This window comes from Ciceribacter thiooxidans (assembly GCF_014126615.1).
Classification (GTDB): Bacteria; Pseudomonadota; Alphaproteobacteria; order Rhizobiales; family Rhizobiaceae; genus Allorhizobium; species Allorhizobium thiooxidans.
In genome coordinates this window covers 3,130,948-3,148,534 of sequence record NZ_CP059896.1, presented here as the reverse complement: position 1 = coordinate 3,148,534, position 17,587 = coordinate 3,130,948, and the positions used below count along the sequence as shown (strand labels likewise).

Annotated in this window: 15 protein-coding genes and 1 pseudogene; 11 read left to right on the top strand and 5 right to left on the bottom strand. The window is 61.1% G+C overall.

What is annotated here, in order from left to right:
- Positions 1–28: 28 nt before the first annotated feature.
- The 8 genes and pseudogenes from miaB (at position 29) to trmB (ending at position 8,574) form a co-directional block, all read left to right on the top strand.
- Positions 29–1,405, top strand: a complete 1,377-nt coding sequence (gene miaB / locus H4I97_RS15485) for a tRNA (N6-isopentenyl adenosine(37)-C2)-methylthiotransferase MiaB (RefSeq protein WP_182305528.1) — start codon at positions 29–31, stop codon at positions 1,403–1,405.
- A gap of 47 nt (positions 1,406–1,452) precedes the next feature.
- Positions 1,453–2,508, top strand: coding sequence for a PhoH family protein (locus H4I97_RS15480; protein WP_182305527.1), 1,056 nt, complete (start codon positions 1,453–1,455; stop codon positions 2,506–2,508).
- 88 nt (positions 2,509–2,596) lie between these two features.
- A pseudogene (gene ybeY / locus H4I97_RS15475) lies at positions 2,597–3,102 on the top strand (rRNA maturation RNase YbeY).
- 12 nt (positions 3,103–3,114) lie between these two features.
- Positions 3,115–4,206 carry a hemolysin family protein gene (locus H4I97_RS15470; protein WP_182305526.1) on the top strand — a complete coding sequence of 364 codons (1,092 nt, stop codon included), beginning with the start codon at positions 3,115–3,117 and terminating at the stop codon, positions 4,204–4,206.
- 89 nt (positions 4,207–4,295) lie between these two features.
- Positions 4,296–5,885, top strand: a complete 1,590-nt coding sequence (lnt, locus tag H4I97_RS15465; protein WP_182305525.1) for an apolipoprotein N-acyltransferase — start codon at positions 4,296–4,298, stop codon at positions 5,883–5,885.
- Between the two features lie 150 nt (positions 5,886–6,035).
- Positions 6,036–6,455 carry a helix-turn-helix domain-containing protein gene (locus tag H4I97_RS15460; protein ID WP_182305524.1) on the top strand — a complete coding sequence of 140 codons (420 nt, stop codon included), beginning with the start codon at positions 6,036–6,038 and terminating at the stop codon, positions 6,453–6,455.
- 170 nt (positions 6,456–6,625) lie between these two features.
- Complete coding sequence (metK, locus tag H4I97_RS15455) at positions 6,626–7,864, top strand: methionine adenosyltransferase (protein WP_182305523.1); 1,239 nt, start codon at positions 6,626–6,628, stop codon at positions 7,862–7,864.
- 8 nt (positions 7,865–7,872) lie between these two features.
- Positions 7,873–8,574, top strand: coding sequence for a tRNA (guanine(46)-N(7))-methyltransferase TrmB (gene trmB, locus H4I97_RS15450; RefSeq protein WP_182305522.1), 702 nt, complete (start codon positions 7,873–7,875; stop codon positions 8,572–8,574).
- A gap of 3 nt (positions 8,575–8,577) precedes the next feature.
- Here the strand turns inward: trmB and H4I97_RS15445 are convergent, their stop codons facing one another.
- Together H4I97_RS15445 and H4I97_RS15440 are read right to left on the bottom strand one after the other, a co-directional pair.
- Positions 8,578–8,835: a BQ00720 family protein gene (locus H4I97_RS15445; RefSeq protein WP_182305521.1), complete on the bottom strand. Its 258-nt coding sequence runs from the start codon at positions 8,833–8,835 to the stop codon at positions 8,578–8,580.
- A 48-nt stretch (positions 8,836–8,883) separates the two neighbouring features.
- A complete protein-coding gene (locus H4I97_RS15440) occupies positions 8,884–9,309 on the bottom strand; it encodes an Hsp20 family protein (protein WP_182305520.1) in 426 nt (141 codons plus the stop codon).
- 160 nt (positions 9,310–9,469) lie between these two features.
- Here H4I97_RS15440 and H4I97_RS15435 point away from each other — a divergent pair, with 160 nt between their 5' ends.
- Complete coding sequence (locus H4I97_RS15435; protein WP_182305519.1) at positions 9,470–10,414, top strand: nucleoside hydrolase; 945 nt, start codon at positions 9,470–9,472, stop codon at positions 10,412–10,414.
- A 63-nt stretch (positions 10,415–10,477) separates the two neighbouring features.
- On the opposite strand, the gene H4I97_RS15430 is transcribed toward H4I97_RS15435, so the two are convergent.
- The 3 genes from H4I97_RS15430 to H4I97_RS15420 form a co-directional block, all read right to left on the bottom strand.
- Positions 10,478–12,790, bottom strand: a complete 2,313-nt coding sequence (locus tag H4I97_RS15430) for a methyl-accepting chemotaxis protein (protein WP_182305518.1) — start codon at positions 12,788–12,790, stop codon at positions 10,478–10,480.
- Between the two features lie 237 nt (positions 12,791–13,027).
- The gene (locus tag H4I97_RS15425; protein ID WP_182305517.1) at positions 13,028–13,927 is read right to left on the bottom strand and encodes a ribokinase; all 900 of its coding nucleotides are present in this window, start codon (positions 13,925–13,927) and stop codon (positions 13,028–13,030) included.
- Positions 13,928–13,977: 50 nt separating this feature from the next.
- Complete coding sequence (locus H4I97_RS15420; RefSeq protein WP_378143381.1) at positions 13,978–15,204, bottom strand: DNA recombination protein RmuC; 1,227 nt, start codon at positions 15,202–15,204, stop codon at positions 13,978–13,980.
- A gap of 252 nt (positions 15,205–15,456) precedes the next feature.
- Between H4I97_RS15420 and H4I97_RS15415 the strand changes: the two genes are divergently transcribed.
- Entirely contained in the window at positions 15,457–16,971 is a 1,515-nt protein-coding gene (locus H4I97_RS15415) for a globin-coupled sensor protein (protein ID WP_182305516.1), read from the top strand.
- Between the two features lie 90 nt (positions 16,972–17,061).
- Positions 17,062–17,577, top strand: coding sequence for a peptide deformylase (gene def, locus H4I97_RS15410; RefSeq protein ID WP_182305515.1), 516 nt, complete (start codon positions 17,062–17,064; stop codon positions 17,575–17,577).
- Positions 17,578–17,587: the final 10 nt, after the last annotated feature.

Below are 17,587 nucleotides of genomic sequence, written 5' to 3'. Positions count from 1 at the left end.
AGGCATCGAAAGCCACTAAATAGCGGCCATGAACCAGGACAGCATAGTGTCAACCGAAACGAAACCCGGTGAGCCCGGCCAGTCCCGCAAGGTCTTCATCAAGACCTACGGCTGCCAGATGAACGTCTACGATTCCGGCCGTATGTCCGAGGCGCTGGTGGGTGAAGGCTATGTGGCGACCGAAGACATGCAGGAGGCCGATCTCGTTCTCCTCAACACCTGCCATATCCGCGAGAAGGCCGCCGAGAAGGTCTATTCGGCGCTCGGCCGTCTCCGCGACATGAAGAACGAGAGGCAGGCGGAAGGTCGCGAGTTCATGATCGGCGTCACCGGTTGCGTCGCGCAGGCCGAAGGTGAGGAGATCATTCGACGCGCGCCGTCCGTTGACGTGGTGATCGGCCCGCAGACCTATCATCGTCTTCCGGAGGCGCTGAAGCGTGCGCGCACGGGCAGATCTGTCGTCGATACCGAATATGCGGTGGAGGACAAGTTCGAGCATCTGCCGGACCAGTCGAAGGCCGTGTTGGCAAGGCGTAACGTCACCGCTTTTCTGACCGTCCAGGAGGGGTGCGACAAGTTCTGCACGTTCTGTGTCGTACCCTATACGCGCGGGTCCGAGATCTCTCGCCCGATGGAGCAGATAGTTCGTGAGGCCGAAAGGCTCGTTTCAGCCGGTGTACGGGAGCTCACGCTGCTCGGGCAGAACGTCAATGCCTGGCATGGCGAGGGTCAGGGGCTGGGCGACCTTCTCTACCGGCTTTCCGAAATTACGGGACTTAAGCGCCTGCGGTATACGACCAGCCATCCGCGCGATATGGATGACCGTCTGATCGAGGCGCATCGTGACCTCGACATGCTGATGCCTTATCTGCACCTGCCGGTGCAGTCCGGATCGGACCGGATACTGAAGGCGATGAACCGACGTCACAAGGCCGCGGACTACATTGCCCTCGTCGAACGTATCCGCGCCGCGCGTCCGGACATCGCCCTTTCTGGGGATTTCATCGTCGGCTTTCCGGGCGAGACCGAGGAGGATTTCCAGGCGACCCTACGGCTCGTGGAAACCGTCGGATATGCTCAGGCGTTCTCCTTCAAATACTCGTCGCGACCGGGCACGCCGGGAGCCGACATGCCGGACCACGTACCAGACGAGGTAAAGGCAGAACGGCTCGCGCGACTGCAGGAATTGCTGCTCAGCCAGCAGCATGCGTTCGCCCGATCCTGCGTCGGCAAGACGATCGACCTTCTGCTTGAAAAGCCGGGGCGGCTCCCCGGACAACTCATCGGCAGGTCGCCGTGGTTGCAGTCGGTGAATGTTGATGCAAAAGACGTGGAGATCGGTGACACTATAAAGGTACGAATCACCGGAACCGGCCCGAACAGCTTGTTTGCCGAGGTGGCATAGAGTTAGAGTGAGGGCTCGATACTCATCCTCAAGGGAGTCTGACCCGCTTGAACGAACAGGAAATGGTTTCCTCACCCTCGCGCCACTCACTGGCTGCTGCGACCGACGCCAATCATTTCATCTTGACGTTCGAGAACAACCGCTTCGCCAGCGAACTCTTCGGGCAATTCGACCAGAATCTGAAGCTTCTCGAGGAACGATTGCATATCGACGCCAGAGCCCGCGGCAACTCCGTCGCGATTTCCGGTGACGTGCAGGCGACCAATCAGGCACGCCGTGCGCTGGATTTCCTCTATGCGCGGCTCCAGAGTGGCGGAAGTGTCGAGAGCTCCGACGTCGAAGGAGCCATCCGGATGGCGGTTGCCACTGACGACCAACTGACGCTGCCGACGCTTGAGCGCAAGGCGAAACTCACGATGTCGCAGATCGCCACGCGCAAGAAGACGATCGCGGCGCGCACGCCGACGCAGGATGCCTATATGCGGGCGCTCGAACGCTCGGAACTGGTTTTCGGCGTCGGTCCCGCCGGCACCGGCAAGACCTATCTCGCAGTTGCCCACGCGGCGCAGCTTCTGGAGCGTGGTCTCGTCGATCGGATCATTCTCTCGCGCCCGGCGGTCGAAGCAGGGGAGCGGCTGGGCTTTCTGCCGGGTGACATGAAGGAGAAGGTAGATCCCTATCTGCGGCCGCTTTACGATGCGCTTTACGACATGATCCCCGGCGACAAGGTCGAGCGGGCAATCACCGCCGGCGTCATCGAGATTGCGCCGCTCGCCTTCATGCGTGGTCGCACGCTGTCGAATGCGGCCGTCATTCTCGACGAGGCCCAGAATACGACCTCGATGCAGATGAAGATGTTCCTGACGCGTCTCGGCGAAAACGCCCGGATGATTGTCACGGGCGATCCGAGCCAGGTCGACCTGCCGCGCGGCGTGAAGTCGGGTCTCGTCGAGGCCCTGCAGATCCTGCGGAGCGTCGAGGGGATCTCGATTATTCGTTTCAAGGACGTCGACGTCGTCCGGCATCCGCTGGTGGGCCGGATCGTGCAGGCCTATGACGCGCAGTACGCGGTCCAGGACGAAAGTGAGCAAACCGACCGCTAGTCTGGCGATCCTTGAAGCTCGCGACGGCATTGCGGCCGGCATGCTCAAGCGAGCTTCGGAAAGACGACGCGAGCGCAACTGGAAAAAGATGCAGAAACTCGACATACAGATTTCCATTGAGGACGATGGATGGCCGCCGGAGCCTGCGTTGCAGGCTGTCTGTGAGAGGGTCCTCGGTGCCGCGGCTGACTATCTTGCTGGCAGTGAGGGGCAGCCTTTCCCGGATATGGCTCCGGAAGTGTCGCTGGTCTTCACCGACGATGCGGCGATCCGCGAGATCAATGCGGAATGGCGGAGCCAGGACAAGCCGACCAACGTCCTATCTTTTCCGGCATTCCCCCTTGTTCCCGGGGTATGCCGGGGCCGATGCTTGGAGATATTGTGATCGCCAGGCAGACCGTGGCGCGCGAGGCGGATGAACTTTCGAAGACTTTCGAGGAGCACCTCACCCACCTTCTGGTGCATGGTTTCCTGCATCTGTTCGGTTACGATCACATGGATGCGAGCGAAGCCGAGGTCATGGAAGGGCTTGAGACTCGCATTTTGGCCTCACTTGGCCTATCTGATCCCTATGCGGGGCAAGTCCCTATTTGACAGTATGGAATGATGAGCGATTTTACAGCAAGAACGGCCGTCGAGACGACAGACGGCGATAGCTCCTCCGATGAGGGTGGGAGTCCTATAAAGCCTGAGAGTACGGGCAGGGCGCCGACGTCCTTCTGGGCGCGCGCGGCCCGCATTCTCCGGCCACTGCACGCAACGAACCTGCGGGAAGATCTGACCGACGCGCTTCTGGCGGACTCCGGTACGAACGAGGCGTTCTCGCCCGAAGAGCGGGCGATGCTCCACAACATCCTGCGTTTCCGCGAGGTGCGTGTCGAGGACGTGATGATCCCGCGCGTCGATGTCGAAGCCGTTGATCAGAGTACGACGCTCGGCGAATTGATGGCGATCTTCGAGGAATCGGGACGCTCGCGCATGCCAGTCTATCACGAGACTCTCGACGACCCACGCGGTATGATCCACATCCGCGATCTCCTTTCTCACGTCACCAAACAGGCGAAGAACGGCGAGGAGCGTGCTGCGCTCGATCTTGGCTCCGTTGATCTTTCCAAGTCCGTGGCCGACGCAGGAATCGTGCGGCCCGTTCTCTTCGTGCCGCCGTCCATGCTCGCCTCCGATCTCCTGAACCGCATGCGGGCTGCACGCACGCAAATGGCTCTCGTTATCGATGAATACGGTGGCACGGATGGTCTCGTATCCCACGAAGACATCGTCGAAATGGTGGTCGGAGACATCGAAGACGAGCACGACGACGAGGATGACGTTAAGGTTGTTCGTCTCTCCGAGGATGTCTTCGTGGCTGATGCCCGGGTCGAACTCGAAGAGATCGCCAGCGTCATCGGCCCTGATTTCGACGTCCGGGAGCAAAGTGAGGATATCGATACCCTGGGCGGTCTGATCTTTTACGCTCTCGGGCGCATCCCCGCTCTGGGCGAGGTCGTCGAGATACTTGAGGGCTTCACCTTCCACATCCTTGATGCCGATCCGCGCCGCGTCAAACGCGTGCGCGTCACGCGCAAACGGCGGCCACAGCATGCTGCCGCTGGCCTCGGCCTTGCGTCCGAGATCCAGACGCCGTCATCTATCGGTCCGGAGTCTCTGACCCAGCCGGTCCAGTCTGACCCGGCCCGCTAAAGGCCGCCTGTTCCGCCCCCTGCGCGACAAACCCGCCGATTTTTGGGAGACTGCGGCGGGTTGATTCGTGACAGGGGAAAGGAAAACGCATGGAGCGGCTGGCGGGCAGGATCATGCTGTTTTGGGGAATGAAAAGGGCGGCGCTGGCGATGTTCGCCGGTGCGCTTGGAGCGCTCGCGCTGCCGCCCTACGGCTTCCTTGCTGCTCTCTTTGTCGCGTTTACCCTGCTCGTGTGGCTCCTCGACGGGACAGCCGGTCATTCGGCGAACGGCACATCCCTCGGCCTGCGGTCCTCCTTCCTTGTCGGGTGGTTCTTCGGCTTTGGCTATTTCGTCGCCGGTCTCTGGTGGCTTGGTCACGCGCTGCTCCTCGAGGCTGATGAATTTGCCTGGGCGCTGCCGCTCGCGGTCGTTGGCTTGCCCGCGGTGCTTGCCGTCTTCTACGGTCTGGCGACCTTCGTCGCACGGCTTCTCTGGTCCGACGGATTCGGAAGGATCCTGGCCCTGGCCGCCGGCTTCGGCATCGCCGAATGGTTGCGCAGTTACGTGGCGACCGGTTTTCCCTGGAACGCGATCGGCTACGGTGCCATGCCGATCCCGCTGATGATGCAGTCTGTGCATGTCATCGGCCTCTTCGGTGTGACGACACTCGCGGTTCTCGTCTTTTCCTCGCCCGCCTTGCTTGGCACCCGCAGGGGAGCGTTGCCGGGACTCGCAATCGCCGCGATCTTGTTCCTGCTTCATCTCGGCTTCGGAGCCTATCGGTTGGCGGTGCCGGAGGCGGTCGACGGCAAGCAGCTGACCGTGCGGCTCGTCCAGCCTGCGATCGACCAGGCGAAGAAGCTTGCGAATGACGATCGCGAAGCCATCTTCAGAAAGCATTTGGAGCTCTCCTCCCTGCCCGTCGCAGAGGGGGGCGAGCGCCCGGACGTGATCGTCTGGCCCGAAACTTCCATTCCCTTCATCCTAACTGAAAATCCGGACGCCCTCACGAGCATCGCCGACATGCTGCAAGAAGGGCAGGTCCTCGTCACGGGCACGGTCCGGTCCGAGACGCAAGGGGCCGGTCGTCCACCTCGCTACTACAACTCCATCTACGTCATCGACGACAAGGGTCAGATCGTCGCCGCGTCCGACAAGGTCCACCTGACTCCCTTCGGTGAATATGTGCCGTTTGAGGACGTCCTTAGGCGGATTGGGTTCGACAATCTCATCAGCCTGCCCGGCGGGTTTTCCGCGGCAGCCGACCGGACGATGCTTACGCTGCCGGGCGGCCTGAAGCTCTACCCGCTGATCTGCTACGAAGTCATTTTCCCCGCGGAGATGACGGGCAACTGGGCGGAGGCTGGCGCCATTCTCAACGTTACCAATGATGCCTGGTTTGGACACACACCCGGTCCGTACCAGCACTTCCAGCAGGCTCGGGTGCGAGCTGTCGAGAACGGATTGCCATTGATCCGCAGCGCCAACAACGGAATTTCGGCCGTTATCGATGATCGTGGGCGGACTTTTTCTGGTCTTTCACTCGACGCGCAGGGCGTTGAAGATGCAACCCTAAATGTTGAATCGAGCCCCAAATTGGGAAACAACTTCCGAGAGCGCAACTTCTGGGTGATATGGGCAGCTGTCGTCATAGGTGCGGTCTTTTCACGCATGGGTTTTATTTTTGGGAAGAATTGACCAAAAACCCCTAAAAATGCATAGTGGAAGAAACCACCAATCTGTACGTATGCTTCGAGTTCCGTCTGTTGGCCTTACAACGCCTCGTTATGGTCCCCTGCAAGCAAACCGGGTTGTCGGTCCTTTGCCAACTTTTGTCAGGATCACATCATGATCGAGAATAAGAAGAAGCCCAATCCGATAGACATTCACGTCGGAAGCCGGATTCGTCTTCGCAGAACCATGCTTGGGATGAGCCAGGAAAAGCTGGGCGAGAGCCTCGGCATCACCTTCCAGCAGATCCAGAAATACGAGAAGGGCACGAACCGCGTCGGTGCCAGCCGTCTGCAGAATATTTCGAGCATCCTGAACGTGCCGGTTTCCTTCTTCTTCGAGGATGCACCGGGTGAACAGGGGAATGCCGCCGCCGGCATGGCCGAAGCGTCGAGCTCCAACTACGTCGTCGATTTTCTCTCCTCGTCGGAGGGGCTGCAGCTCAATCGTGCTTTCGTGAAGATTGCCGACCCGAAGGTTCGCCGCAAGATCGTCGACCTCGTCAAGGCGCTGGCTGCCGAAGCTGACGGCGAATAAACTCACTCGTCTTTGGGGGCGATGGGAGGCGGCCTTTCGGGGCCGCCTTTTTTTATATCGGCGGCGACCTCTCGCACACATATAAAGATATATTTATGTCGTTGTGCGCTTGTTTTTCGGTTGCGAACTGAATAACAAGAATGCGGCTTGTTCTTTGAGGGGAATCCCGCATGCGCGCTAATTATCTTTTCACGAGTGAATCCGTTTCCGAAGGTCACCCGGACAAGGTCTGCGACCGAATTTCCGATGAAATCGTTGACTTGGTGTACCGGGAAGCGGCGAAGACTGGCGTGGATCCCTGGGGAGTGCGCATCGCTTGCGAAACCCTTGCGACCACCAATCGTGTCGTCATTGCCGGCGAGGTCCGGCTGCCGCCGAGCCTTATGAAGAAGGACAAGAACGGCAACGAAGTCATCAATCCCTCGAAATTCAAGTCCGCGGCCCGCAAGGCGATCCGCGATATCGGCTACGAGCAGGACGGCTTCCACTGGAAGACGGTGAAGATCGACGTCCTCCTGCACTTCCAGTCCGCCCATATTGCGCAGGGCGTCGACAAGGCGGCCGACCACGCAAACAGCGAGGGTGCTGGCGACCAGGGCATCATGTTCGGCTATGCCTGCCGCGAGACCCCGGACCTCATGCCGGCGCCGATCTATTATTCCCACCGCATCCTGCAACTGCTCGCCGCTGCCCGCAAGAAGGGCGAGGGCGAGGCGGCCAAGCTCGGTCCCGATGCCAAGAGCCAGGTCACCGTTCGCTACGTCGACGGTAAACCCTCCGAGATCGTCTCTATCGTGCTGTCGACGCAGCACCTCGACGAGAGCTGGGACTCCACCAAGGTGCGCTCGGTCGTGGAGCCCTATATCCGCGAAGCGGTTGGCGACCTCAAGATCGCCGACGACTGCAACTGGTACGTAAACCCGACCGGCAAGTTCGTCATCGGCGGCCCGGACGGCGACGCAGGCCTCACCGGCCGCAAGATCATCGTCGATACCTACGGCGGAGCTGCCCCTCATGGCGGCGGTGCCTTCTCCGGCAAGGACACGACCAAGGTTGATCGCTCCGCTGCCTATGCCGCGCGCTATCTCGCAAAGAACGTCGTGGCCGCCGGCCTCGCCGACCGTTGCACGATCCAGCTTTCCTATGCGATCGGCATCGCCCAGCCCCTGTCTGTCTATGTCGACCTTCACGGTACCGGAAAGGTCAGCGAGGAACAGGTCGAGGCGGCGATCCGCAAGGTTATGGACCTTTCGCCGTCGGGCATCCGCCGGCACCTCGACCTCAACAAGCCGATCTATGCAAAAACGGCTGCCTATGGTCACTTCGGGCGCAAGCCGGGCCGTGATGGCTCCTTCTCCTGGGAACGTCTTGATCTGGTGAAGCCGCTCAAGGACGCCGTGAAAGCCTGATACTGCCGATGACCTCCTCCGAACGCCGCAGCAGGGCGACCGAAGCATTCTTCGGTCGTCGAAAGGGAAAACCCCTTCGGGAGCAACAGCTCGAACGCATGAGCAACTTGCTCCCCGCGCTGCGGGTCGATCTTTCTGCACCGCCGCCCGAGAGACTTGAAGAGCTCTTTCCCGTCCCAGTCGAGAGGCTGCGACTGGAGATCGGCTTCGGCGGTGGAGAGCACCTTGTACATCGCGCGACCGAAACGCCGTCCACCGGCTTCATCGGCGTCGAACCCTTCGTCAATTCGATGGCGAAACTGTTGGCTGAGGTGGAAGCCAGAGGGCTCCGCAACATTCGTCTTTATGACGACGATGCAACCGCGCTTCTCGACTGGCTCCCTGATGCCTGCCTGGACCAGATCGATCTTCTCTATCCCGATCCGTGGCCCAAGAAGAAACACTGGAAGCGGCGGTTTGTATCGCAGGCCAATCTGGCGCGCTTTCACCGTGTGCTGAAGCCCGGCGGGCTTTTCTGCTTCGCCTCGGATATCGATACTTATGTGAACTGGACGCTCATCCACTGCCACGACCACGGCGGGTTCGAATGGACAGCGAGAAACGCAGTGGACTGGAAGACGCCGTTTGCCGGATGGCCGGGCACGCGCTACGAAGCAAAGGCCCGGCGTGAGGGCCGAGGCTCGGCCTATCTCACCTTCCGCAAAGTATGACTGTCAGTGCAGGCTGACGGTCTGAAGCTCGTCTTCTGCGGCCTTGTAGAAAGTGCTGGACCGGTTGTCTGTGAGAAGAATCGGGGTGCCGTCAGCGCCGAATAACGCCCAGAGATCGAGTCTGGGATCGACCTCGGGAGCCTCGGGAAAGCAATGCGAGATCTCCTCGAAGCGCATTTTCCGGATATAGCCGACTTCGCCTGTGCCAAGATGCGCCAGTTCGGATTGCGTCAGTCGTGCGGTTGCTTCTTTCAGTAACATTCCGATCCTCCACCAATTAGGGAGCAACGGCTCATCAGGCCGTTGACCTCATTGTGCCGTTGAAATGTTAATTTTCTTCACCACTTGCGCCGGTTCCGGCCGCACGAGGTCTATCGACAAAAGTCCATTTTTCAGTGTCGCACCAAGGACATCCATTCCTTCTGCCAGCAGGAAAACCCGTTGAAACTGGCGGGCGGCGATGCCCCGGAACAGGAGGTCGCCATCTACACGGTCGGCTTGCCTTCCCCGCACGACCAGCCGGTTCGCCTGCAATGAGATCTCAAGTTCGCTCTCGGAGAAGCCGGCCACGGCGAGCGTGATTCGCAGCCGATCCGGATTGCCGCCGGTCTTGCGCAAACGCTCGATGTCATAAGGCGGATACCCGTCATTTGTGCGGGCGATCTGGGCAAGGATCGAGTCATTCGACTCGAATCCCAGCAGTAACGGGGTTGCGACCGGTTTCATGCGGCTCATTCGTCGTCCTCATCTCGGCGTCGGCCTTCGGGCGGCGCGGGCCTGCAACGCCACCCTCCATATGGGATGAGGTCGCATCGCTCGCAAGCGCCTCCGCGCTTGACAAGCCCTGCCGGCGCGCCCATCACCCAAAACGACGACGAGCAGAGGTGACCGACGGATGACCGCGCGCAGAAAAATCATCATCGATACAGATCCGGGCCAGGACGACGCCGCTGCCCTCATGCTGGCGTTTGGCAGCCCCGAGGAGATCGAGGTGCTCGGGATATGTGCGGTCGCCGGCAACGTGCCGCTCAGCCTGACGAGCCGCAATGCTCGCATCGTCTGCGAATTGGCGGGCCGTTCCGACATCGGCGTCTATGAAGGTGCCGAAAAGCCGCTCGAGCGACCGCTGGTGACCGCCGAGCACGTCCATGGCAAGACCGGCTTGGACGGAGCCGCGCTCGACGAACCGACGATGGCCGTTCGCCCACAGCACGCGGTCGATTTCATCATCGAGACACTGCGTCGCGAGGAGGAGGGAACAGTCACTCTTTGTACCCTTGGTCCGTTGACGAATATCGGCATGGCTCTGCGCAAGGCGCCGGATATCGCGCCCCGTGTCCGAGAACTCGTGATGATGGGTGGGGGCTTCTCCGAAGGAGGCAACATCACCCCGGCCGCCGAATTCAACATCTTTGTTGACCCACAGGCCGCCGACGTTGTTTTCCGCTCCGGCATCCCGATCGTGATGATGCCGCTCGACGTCACGCACCAGTTGATGACGACGAAGGCACGGGTGGCCAGGATCGCAGCCATCGGCAGTCGTCCGGCCAAGGTCATGGTCGACTGGCTCGAATTCTTCGAACGCTTCGACGTCGAGAAGTACGGCTCGGATGGCGGCCCGCTGCATGACCCGACGGTGATCGCCTACCTGTTGAAGCCCGAACTTTTTACCGGGCGCAACTGTAATGTCGAGATCGAGACAAATTCGGAACTCACGATGGGCATGACAGTGGTCGACTGGTGGCGTGTCTCGGGGCGCACACCGAATGCCCGGGTGATGCGCCACGTGGATTCAGACGGTTTCTTCGATCTTTTGACGGAACGCCTTGCACGGCTCTGAAAGCGAAAAGGCCGCGGATAGAACCCGCGGCCTCGTCGTTTCATGTGACGTTTCCGTCAACGTTCAGAACTCCTCCCAGCTCTCCTGGACCGCGACTGCCGCGGTGGCGCCACGGACCGCCGGCCTTGTGACGCGAGCCGGCTCGCGCGCTACGGCTGGTTGATATGCGGCTGGTGCGACTGTTTCCCGCGCAGTTCCGGAGGTGCGGAAGCGCGTTACCAAGGCGCGCAAGTTCTGCGCCTCGGTCTTCAAGGTCATGCTTGCCGCTGTCGTTTCTTCGACCATCGCCGCATTCTGTTGGGTGACCTGGTCCATCTGGTGGACGGCGGTATTGATCTCCTTGAGGCCGGAGGCCTGCTCCGTCGCCGATGAGGAGATCTCGGCGATGATCGTATTGATCTGCATGACCTGCTCGGCGATCTTGTGCAGCGTATCGCCGGCCTCGCCGACAAGGGCGACACCGTCCTTGACCTGGGCCCCCGAGGCCGTGATCAGCGTCTTGATCTCCTTTGCCGCGTTGGCCGAGCGCTGGGCGAGTTCCCGCACCTCCTGCGCCACGACCGCGAAGCCCTTGCCGGCTTCTCCGGCGCGTGCAGCCTCTACACCGGCGTTGAGTGCCAGCAAATTGGTCTGGAAGGCGATCTCGTCGATGACCCCGATAATCCGGGAGATTTCGCCGGAGGACTGCTCGATACCGTGCATGGAGGTAACCGCCCGCTGGACGACTTCGCCGGAGCGCTCGGCGTCCTGGCAGGCGAGCTGCACGGTCCGTGCTGCGATTGCGGCGTTGTCCGCGCTGGAGTTCACCTGCTCGGTAAGCTGGTTGAGCGCGGCAGCCGTCTCTTCGAGACTTGCCGCCTGCTGCTCGGTACGCCGCGACAGGTTGTCCGCGCTGTCGCTGATCTCCGAGCTGCCGTTGTTGATGGATCCGACGCTCACGTTGACGGCGTTGATCGCGTTTTCGAGGCTGGTGACGGCGGCGTTGAAGTCGGCCTTCAGCGCGGCGTATTCGCCAGGGAAGTCGGCCTGGATGCGATAACCGAGATTGCCGTTCGAAAGCTCCGACAGACCGGTGCCGAGCACGGTGACCACCTTCTGCTGGAGGGCGGCGCTTTCCTCACGTTCCGCTTCGGAGCGGTTACGCTCGTCTTCTGCCGCCCGCCGCTGCCGCGCTGCCTCGCCCTCGAGCACCTGTCCCTCGGAAAGCCGATGCCGGAAGCCTTCGAGCGCCTTGGCAACGAGCCCCAGCTCGTCGGTACGGTTCTGTCCCTCGACCATTGTCTCGTAGTTGCCTGCGCCGAGACGATCGACGTCCGCGACGATGGCGTGCAGCGGCTTCTGAACATAGGCGCGTGCGGCAAGGTAGAGTGCGGTCATCACCGCAGCGAGAACTACAAGGCCGCCGATGATCATCATGACGGTCTGTGCTTCGACGGGTGCGCTGATTGCACTTTGAGGAATGTCGACGATGACCGCCCAGGTGGTGTTCACGCCCGGAACGGCAAAGGGATAGATCAGGCGGTCGAAAGGTTCGGTTCCGGCGGCAGCGACGTTGAGCAACGTCTCGGGTTTCCCGGAAGATAGCGCCGCCTTGAGCTTGTTCCCGCCTTCACCTTCATAGGGCTTCATCAACAGATCGGCCGAGGGCGCCACGAGCCACTGGCCGGTATGCCCGACGAGCATGACCCGTCCGGTCTCGAAAGGCTTGAGGGCTTGCAGTTTTTCGGAGAGAGAACCGAGGGAGATGTCGACACCGGTCACACCGATCATCTTGCCGCCGGAGACCACCGGATAGGCAATCGAACTCATGGTCGTGGGGACCTCGGTCCCCTCCGCCAGATACGGGGCGGTGATGGCACCCTTGCCGCTCTTGGCGGCGAGTGCGTACCACTCCTGCGTATAGTCGTTGTTGAAAGTGGAAAACTGAATGCCGCCGTCCTGCGTCTTTGACCAGTACGGCGTGAAGACTCCGTTGTCATTGCCGCCGAGTTCGAGATTCTTGACCGTATCTTCCTTGCGTCCGTCGAAAGCTTGCGCGACTTCGCAGAACCAGCTGCCGAAGGCGAACGCATTCTGTTCGACATTGGCCTTCAGGAGATTGATGGCGCCCTTGCGATCGAAGGACTGTGCCTCATGTCCGCGCGCGAGCACACCCGCCATCGAGCGGGCGGCGCTTGCGAGTTCACCGATATCGCCGGCGACTTCGTTCGCGATCGCATTCGCCTGGCTCTTTGCCTGATCCATCGTCAGCGACTGGACGCGATCACGGGTCTGCGAAATGAGAACCAGGTTGGAGAGGGCAAGCACCAGTGCGATGGCGATGCCGGTGACGAGCTGTAGCTTGAAAGCAATGGATTTGGAAATCAGTTTTAACATGACGGCCTCGAACCCGCGCGCCGGCGGGCCGGCGCGTTGAATTGGTCACAGGGAGGGGATGCTCCTTCATGGAGCGGTGTTTTCACTCCATGCAGCCACGGCGCCGGAGAAAGCAGTGCGAGAATAAGAATGGAAAGCTTAATGCATATTGAATTTGCGGCGCATTTCCGACCTTCGAGCGGCAACGCGTGCCGATACAACCATCGGTGCGGTGAAAGAGAGATGCGACGAGAGGTATCAGAGCCTGGCGGCAACCTCGTCGGACATCGGGATCGAAGGCTGCGCCCCCGGCTTCAGGCAGGCAAGCGAACCGGCGACCGCCGCTCGACGAAGCGCATCCGTGAAGGAGAGACCCTGATCCAGTCCCGCGGCGAAATAACCGCAAAAGGTGTCGCCCGCGCCGACCGTATCGACTGGCACGATCTTCAGTCCGTTGACCCTGACCAGTTGGCCCTGATCGACGGCGATCACGCCATCCGCCCCGAGCGTGACGACGAGGGTCTGCCCGGTTTCCTCGTGCAGGCGCAGCAGCGCCTTTTCGCGCTCGTCCGCTCCCATGCCGTCCCGCGCAGCGAGGCGTTCGAACTCTGTCTCGTTGGCAACCACGATGTTTGCCATCCGACCGAGGCGAGCCGCCTCCGCCGTCAAGGGCGCGATATTGATGATCGTCGTGATCCCGCGGTCCCGCGCACGCGAGAGGGCTTCCTCCACGGCCCCGGCCGGTATCTCCAGCTGCAGCATGAGAATGTCGTCCTGTGCCATGGCATCGACCGCGGCCTGTGCGTCCGATTTGCTGATCGTACCGTTTGCGCCGGGAACGACGGCAATCATGTTCTCTCCGTCATCACCGACCAGAATGAGCGCGGTGCCTGTCGGCGCTGACGTCTTGTGAACTGCCGAAAGCTCGGTTCCCGCCTGTTTGAGGAGTTCCAGCGCCGGTGCGGCGAATGCGTCACTGCCGACCGCACCCACCATGCGCACATGGGCGCCGGCGCGCGTCGCAGCGAGCGCCTGATTTGCGCCCTTGCCGCCCGCCGCCGTTGAGAAATCCTTGCCACCAACCGTTTCTCCGGGCTTCGGGAGCCGCGTCGTCGTGGCAATGAGGTCCATGTTGATGGAACCGAATACGGTGATCATCGAGGTGTTTCCGTCCGTTACGTGTTTTGGAGGCGAGTTTGGCCCGTGGGCTAGTCCTCGTCAACGACCCGAAGCTTGAGAAGCCCCGTCTTGCTCTCGACGGCGCGCGCCGTTCCGCCTTCATCGCCGTTGCCGGACTGGAATTCGAGCGCTTCGATCTTTGCGCCCCGCTTGGTCAGCTTGTCGGCCGACGTGAGGATCATGTCGACATCCTTCTGGGCGGCGAGAAAATGGCTCTGTAGTTTGCGTGTCCGGTCGTCCAACCGGGCGAGATCTTCCATCAGGTGGATGACCTCCCCCTGGATGAGGTGCGCTTGTTCGCGCATCCGCTGATCCTTCAATACGGCCTGGATCACCTGGATCGACAGCATCAGCAGTGACGGCGAGACGATCACCACGCGCATGCGATGTGCTCTCTGGACGATACCTTCGAAGTTCTCGTGGATCTCCGCGAAGATCGATTCCGAGGGAACGAACAGAAAGGCCATGTCCTGGGTCTCGCCGGGAATGAGGTACTTTTCCGCGATGTCCCGCAGATGCACCTCCATGTCGCGGCGAAACTGCTGACCGGCAGTCTTCTTGGCATCCGCCGTCTCGGCGTCGCGTATCGCGCTCCACGCCTCCAGCGGAAACTTCGCGTCGACGACCAACGGCGGAGAGTCGTTCGGCATACGGATCGTGCAATCCGGTCGCGATCCGTTGGAAAGTGTGGATTGAAATGCATAGGCGCCGATCGGTAGTCCGTCGGCGACGATCGTTTCCATCCTCGACTGCCCGAAGGCTCCGCGTGTCTGCTTATTCGAGAGAATGGCCTGCAGTCCGACGACATCCTTCGCGAGCGACTGGATGTTGTTCTGGGCCGCGTCGATGACCGCGAGGCGCTCCTGCAGCCGGCGCAGGTTCTCGTGTGTGGTCTTCGTCTGCTCGCTGATCGTCGCCCCGATCCGGTGCGACATGCCGTCGAGGCGCTGATTGATCGCTTGGTTGAACTCCGACTGTTTGGTGCCGAAGACATCGGCCATGGCCGCAAGGCGCCCCTGCATCTCCGCCTGGGCGCGCAGCAGTTCGGCCATCCGCGCTTCGGCTGCAGCCTCTCTTTGGGATGCTTCCATTTCCATGCGAAGCCGCATTCGGCCGCTTCGCATCACGGTGACGGCCCAGAGTATCAGCCCCGCGAGAATGAGTGCTGCAAGACCGAGGACGAGCATGGTGGATGAGACGGCGAAGTCGCCGATCATGAAGACCGGCGCGCCGGCTGCGGAAGGTGTAGTGTTCATGGCGATCAATCTAGCAGATTCGGCCATCGATGACAGATCAAAACGAGAACGAAGATCGGGTCGCCGACAATCCGGTCAGGCGATCCCGCAAGCAAGAGGTGAGGCCGATTGTATGGTGCACCATCAGGTTTGCCGTTGATCACATTTCGCGCCTGTCATTCATTCTCCGTTTAGCATTTTAGGCAAAGTCTTCGGCCACATTTCTTTCACCGACCGGCAGGCGTCATGGCGCCTGAGCCATTGCGAGGCAACATGCAAGAGAGTGGTGACGACAGCCTGAAGCAGCGCCTTGATTTCATCGAGCTCGACGAGAAGACCTGTCGCACGCTTCACTCGCTGCGGCCGACTCTTTCCGAGATTCTGGGCGGCGCGCTCGACAAGTTCTACGCCAAGGTCGCGGCTACGCCGCATCTTGCCCGGTTCTTCCGTGACGGTTCGCACATGGCGGCCGCGAAGAAGGCCCAGGTCGGTCACTGGGACCGTGTTTCGAACGGAACCTTCACGCAGGAATACGTCAGGGGCGTCACCGCGATCGGCAAGGCCCATGCCCGGGTCGGCCTTGAGCCGCGATGGTATATCGGCGGCTATTCGATGCTCATCGGCGAACTGGTAGCGGGCGTACTGAAAAAGCATTGGCCGTTCCCCTTCGGCAAGCATCACGCGACCGCTCTTGCCGACAAGCTGAGCGCCCTGATCAAAGCCTCCATGCTGGACATGGACTACTCGATCTCCGTGTATCTCGATGCGCTCGAAGAGAAGCGCCTGCAGCTTCAGGAAGAGCGCGAGCGCTCCGAGGCCAATCAGCAGATCGCCATGCAGCACTTGCGCCGCGGCCTCGAAGCGCTGGCGCACGGCGACTTCAAAGCTCGTATGTCGGATGACCTGCCGGATGACTTCAAGCAGATGGCGACGGACTACAATGAGGCCGTGGCTCGTCTCAACGAATCCTTCCAGCTCATCCGTCGCTCTTCGGAGGAAATCCTCACCGGAACAGAGACGATTGCCCGTACCTCCGACGAGCTGGCCCTGCGCACCTCCAAGCAGGCGGCCGGCGTTCAGGAAAGCTCGACTGCCTTGCAGCAGCTTTCCGTGAGCGTCAGTCAGACCGCTTCCAATGCCGAACGGGCCGCGTCCGTCGTGAAGGAGACGCAGCAACAGGCCCGGACCTCCGGCGAGGTGGTGAACCAGGCGGTGTCGGCTATGGCGGAGATCGAGAAGTCGTCGGCCGAAATCTCGAAGATCATCGGGGTCATCGACGAAATCGCCTTCCAGACGAATCTCTTGGCGCTCAACGCCGGCGTCGAGGCGGCCCGTGCGGGCGAGGCCGGCAAGGGCTTCGCGGTCGTCGCCCAGGAAGTTCGCCAGTTGGCACAGCGCAGCGCCGACGCGGCCAAGGAAATCAAGCGGCTCATCTCCCAGAGCTCGCAGCAGGTGAACGAAGGCGTCGAACTCGTTTCCAACACCGGTACGGCTCTGGCTGACATCATCGGACGGATCGATGCCATCAATACCTTCGTCGGAGAGATCGCGACTGCCGCCAAGGACCAGGCCTCCGGACTGAGCGGGATAAACCAGGCGACCCGCAGCATGGATGGCCTGACCCAGGAAAACTCGACAATGGTGGAGCAGACATCGGCCGAGACGCGGCGATTGCGCAACGAGGTTGCCGGGCTCGTCGATTTGCTCGGTCGTATCAACACGGACAGCGTCGAAGTCTCCCAGTCATCCTCCGCCCCACGTCGGCAGGTACGCGGCCTCGCTGCCTGATTTTCGGTCTGGCGCAGATCCAGAGAACGCGAGGGTTTTCCCTCGCGTTTTTCGATTCCATCGGCGCGACAGATGCGATATGGGAGGCCCATGACGATAAAGCCCCTCATTATTCTTCCCGATCCCCTGCTGCGTGAGGTTTCCAAGCCCGTCGAACGGGTGGATTCCGATATCCTCAAGCTTGCCGACGACATGCTCGAAACCATGTACGATGCGCCCGGCATCGGGCTTGCAGCCATCCAGGTTGGCGTGGCGCGCCGGCTGCTGGTCATCGACGTGTCTCGCGAGGACGAAGAGAAGCAGCCGCTGGTCTTCATCAATCCCGAGATACTGACGTCCTCCGACGAACGCTCGGCTTATGAAGAAGGGTGCCTCTCGATACCGGACTACTACGCCGAGGTGGAGCGCCCGGCGAAGGTGACAGTGCGATCCATCGACCGCGACGGCAAGGAGAAGACGACCGAAGCCGAAGGCTTGCTCGCGACCTGTCTTCAGCATGAGATCGATCACCTGAACGGCGTCCTGTTCATCGACCACATTTCGCGCTTGAAGCGCGAAATGGTCATCAAGAAGTTCACCAAGGCGGCGAGGGGCAAGGCGATCTAGCGCCGACGCT

Excerpts from the sequence above, each read along its gene's own strand:
- H4I97_RS15440 (WP_182305520.1), bottom strand. The coding sequence starts at position 9,309 with ATGAGCCGCATGAAACCGGTCGCAACCCCGTTACTGCTGGGATTCGAG.
- trmB (WP_182305522.1), top strand. The coding sequence starts at position 7,873 with ATGACCTCCTCCGAACGCCGCAGCAGGGCGACCGAAGCATTCTTCGGT.
- H4I97_RS15425 (WP_182305517.1), bottom strand. The coding sequence starts at position 13,927 with ATGATCACCGTATTCGGTTCCATCAACATGGACCTCATTGCCACGACG.
- def (WP_182305515.1), top strand. The coding sequence starts at position 17,062 with ATGACGATAAAGCCCCTCATTATTCTTCCCGATCCCCTGCTGCGTGAG.
- H4I97_RS15445 (WP_182305521.1), bottom strand. The coding sequence starts at position 8,835 with ATGTTACTGAAAGAAGCAACCGCACGACTGACGCAATCCGAACTGGCG.
- H4I97_RS15460 (WP_182305524.1), top strand. The coding sequence starts at position 6,036 with ATGATCGAGAATAAGAAGAAGCCCAATCCGATAGACATTCACGTCGGA.
- H4I97_RS15420 (WP_378143381.1), bottom strand. The coding sequence starts at position 15,204 with ATGAACACTACACCTTCCGCAGCCGGCGCGCCGGTCTTCATGATCGGC.
- H4I97_RS15430 (WP_182305518.1), bottom strand. The coding sequence starts at position 12,790 with ATGTTAAAACTGATTTCCAAATCCATTGCTTTCAAGCTACAGCTCGTC.
- H4I97_RS15435 (WP_182305519.1), top strand. The coding sequence starts at position 9,470 with ATGACCGCGCGCAGAAAAATCATCATCGATACAGATCCGGGCCAGGAC.
- miaB (WP_182305528.1), top strand. The coding sequence starts at position 29 with ATGAACCAGGACAGCATAGTGTCAACCGAAACGAAACCCGGTGAGCCC.
- H4I97_RS15415 (WP_182305516.1), top strand. The coding sequence starts at position 15,457 with ATGCAAGAGAGTGGTGACGACAGCCTGAAGCAGCGCCTTGATTTCATC.
- lnt (WP_182305525.1), top strand. The coding sequence starts at position 4,296 with ATGGAGCGGCTGGCGGGCAGGATCATGCTGTTTTGGGGAATGAAAAGG.
- metK (WP_182305523.1), top strand. The coding sequence starts at position 6,626 with ATGCGCGCTAATTATCTTTTCACGAGTGAATCCGTTTCCGAAGGTCAC.
- H4I97_RS15470 (WP_182305526.1), top strand. The coding sequence starts at position 3,115 with ATGAGCGATTTTACAGCAAGAACGGCCGTCGAGACGACAGACGGCGAT.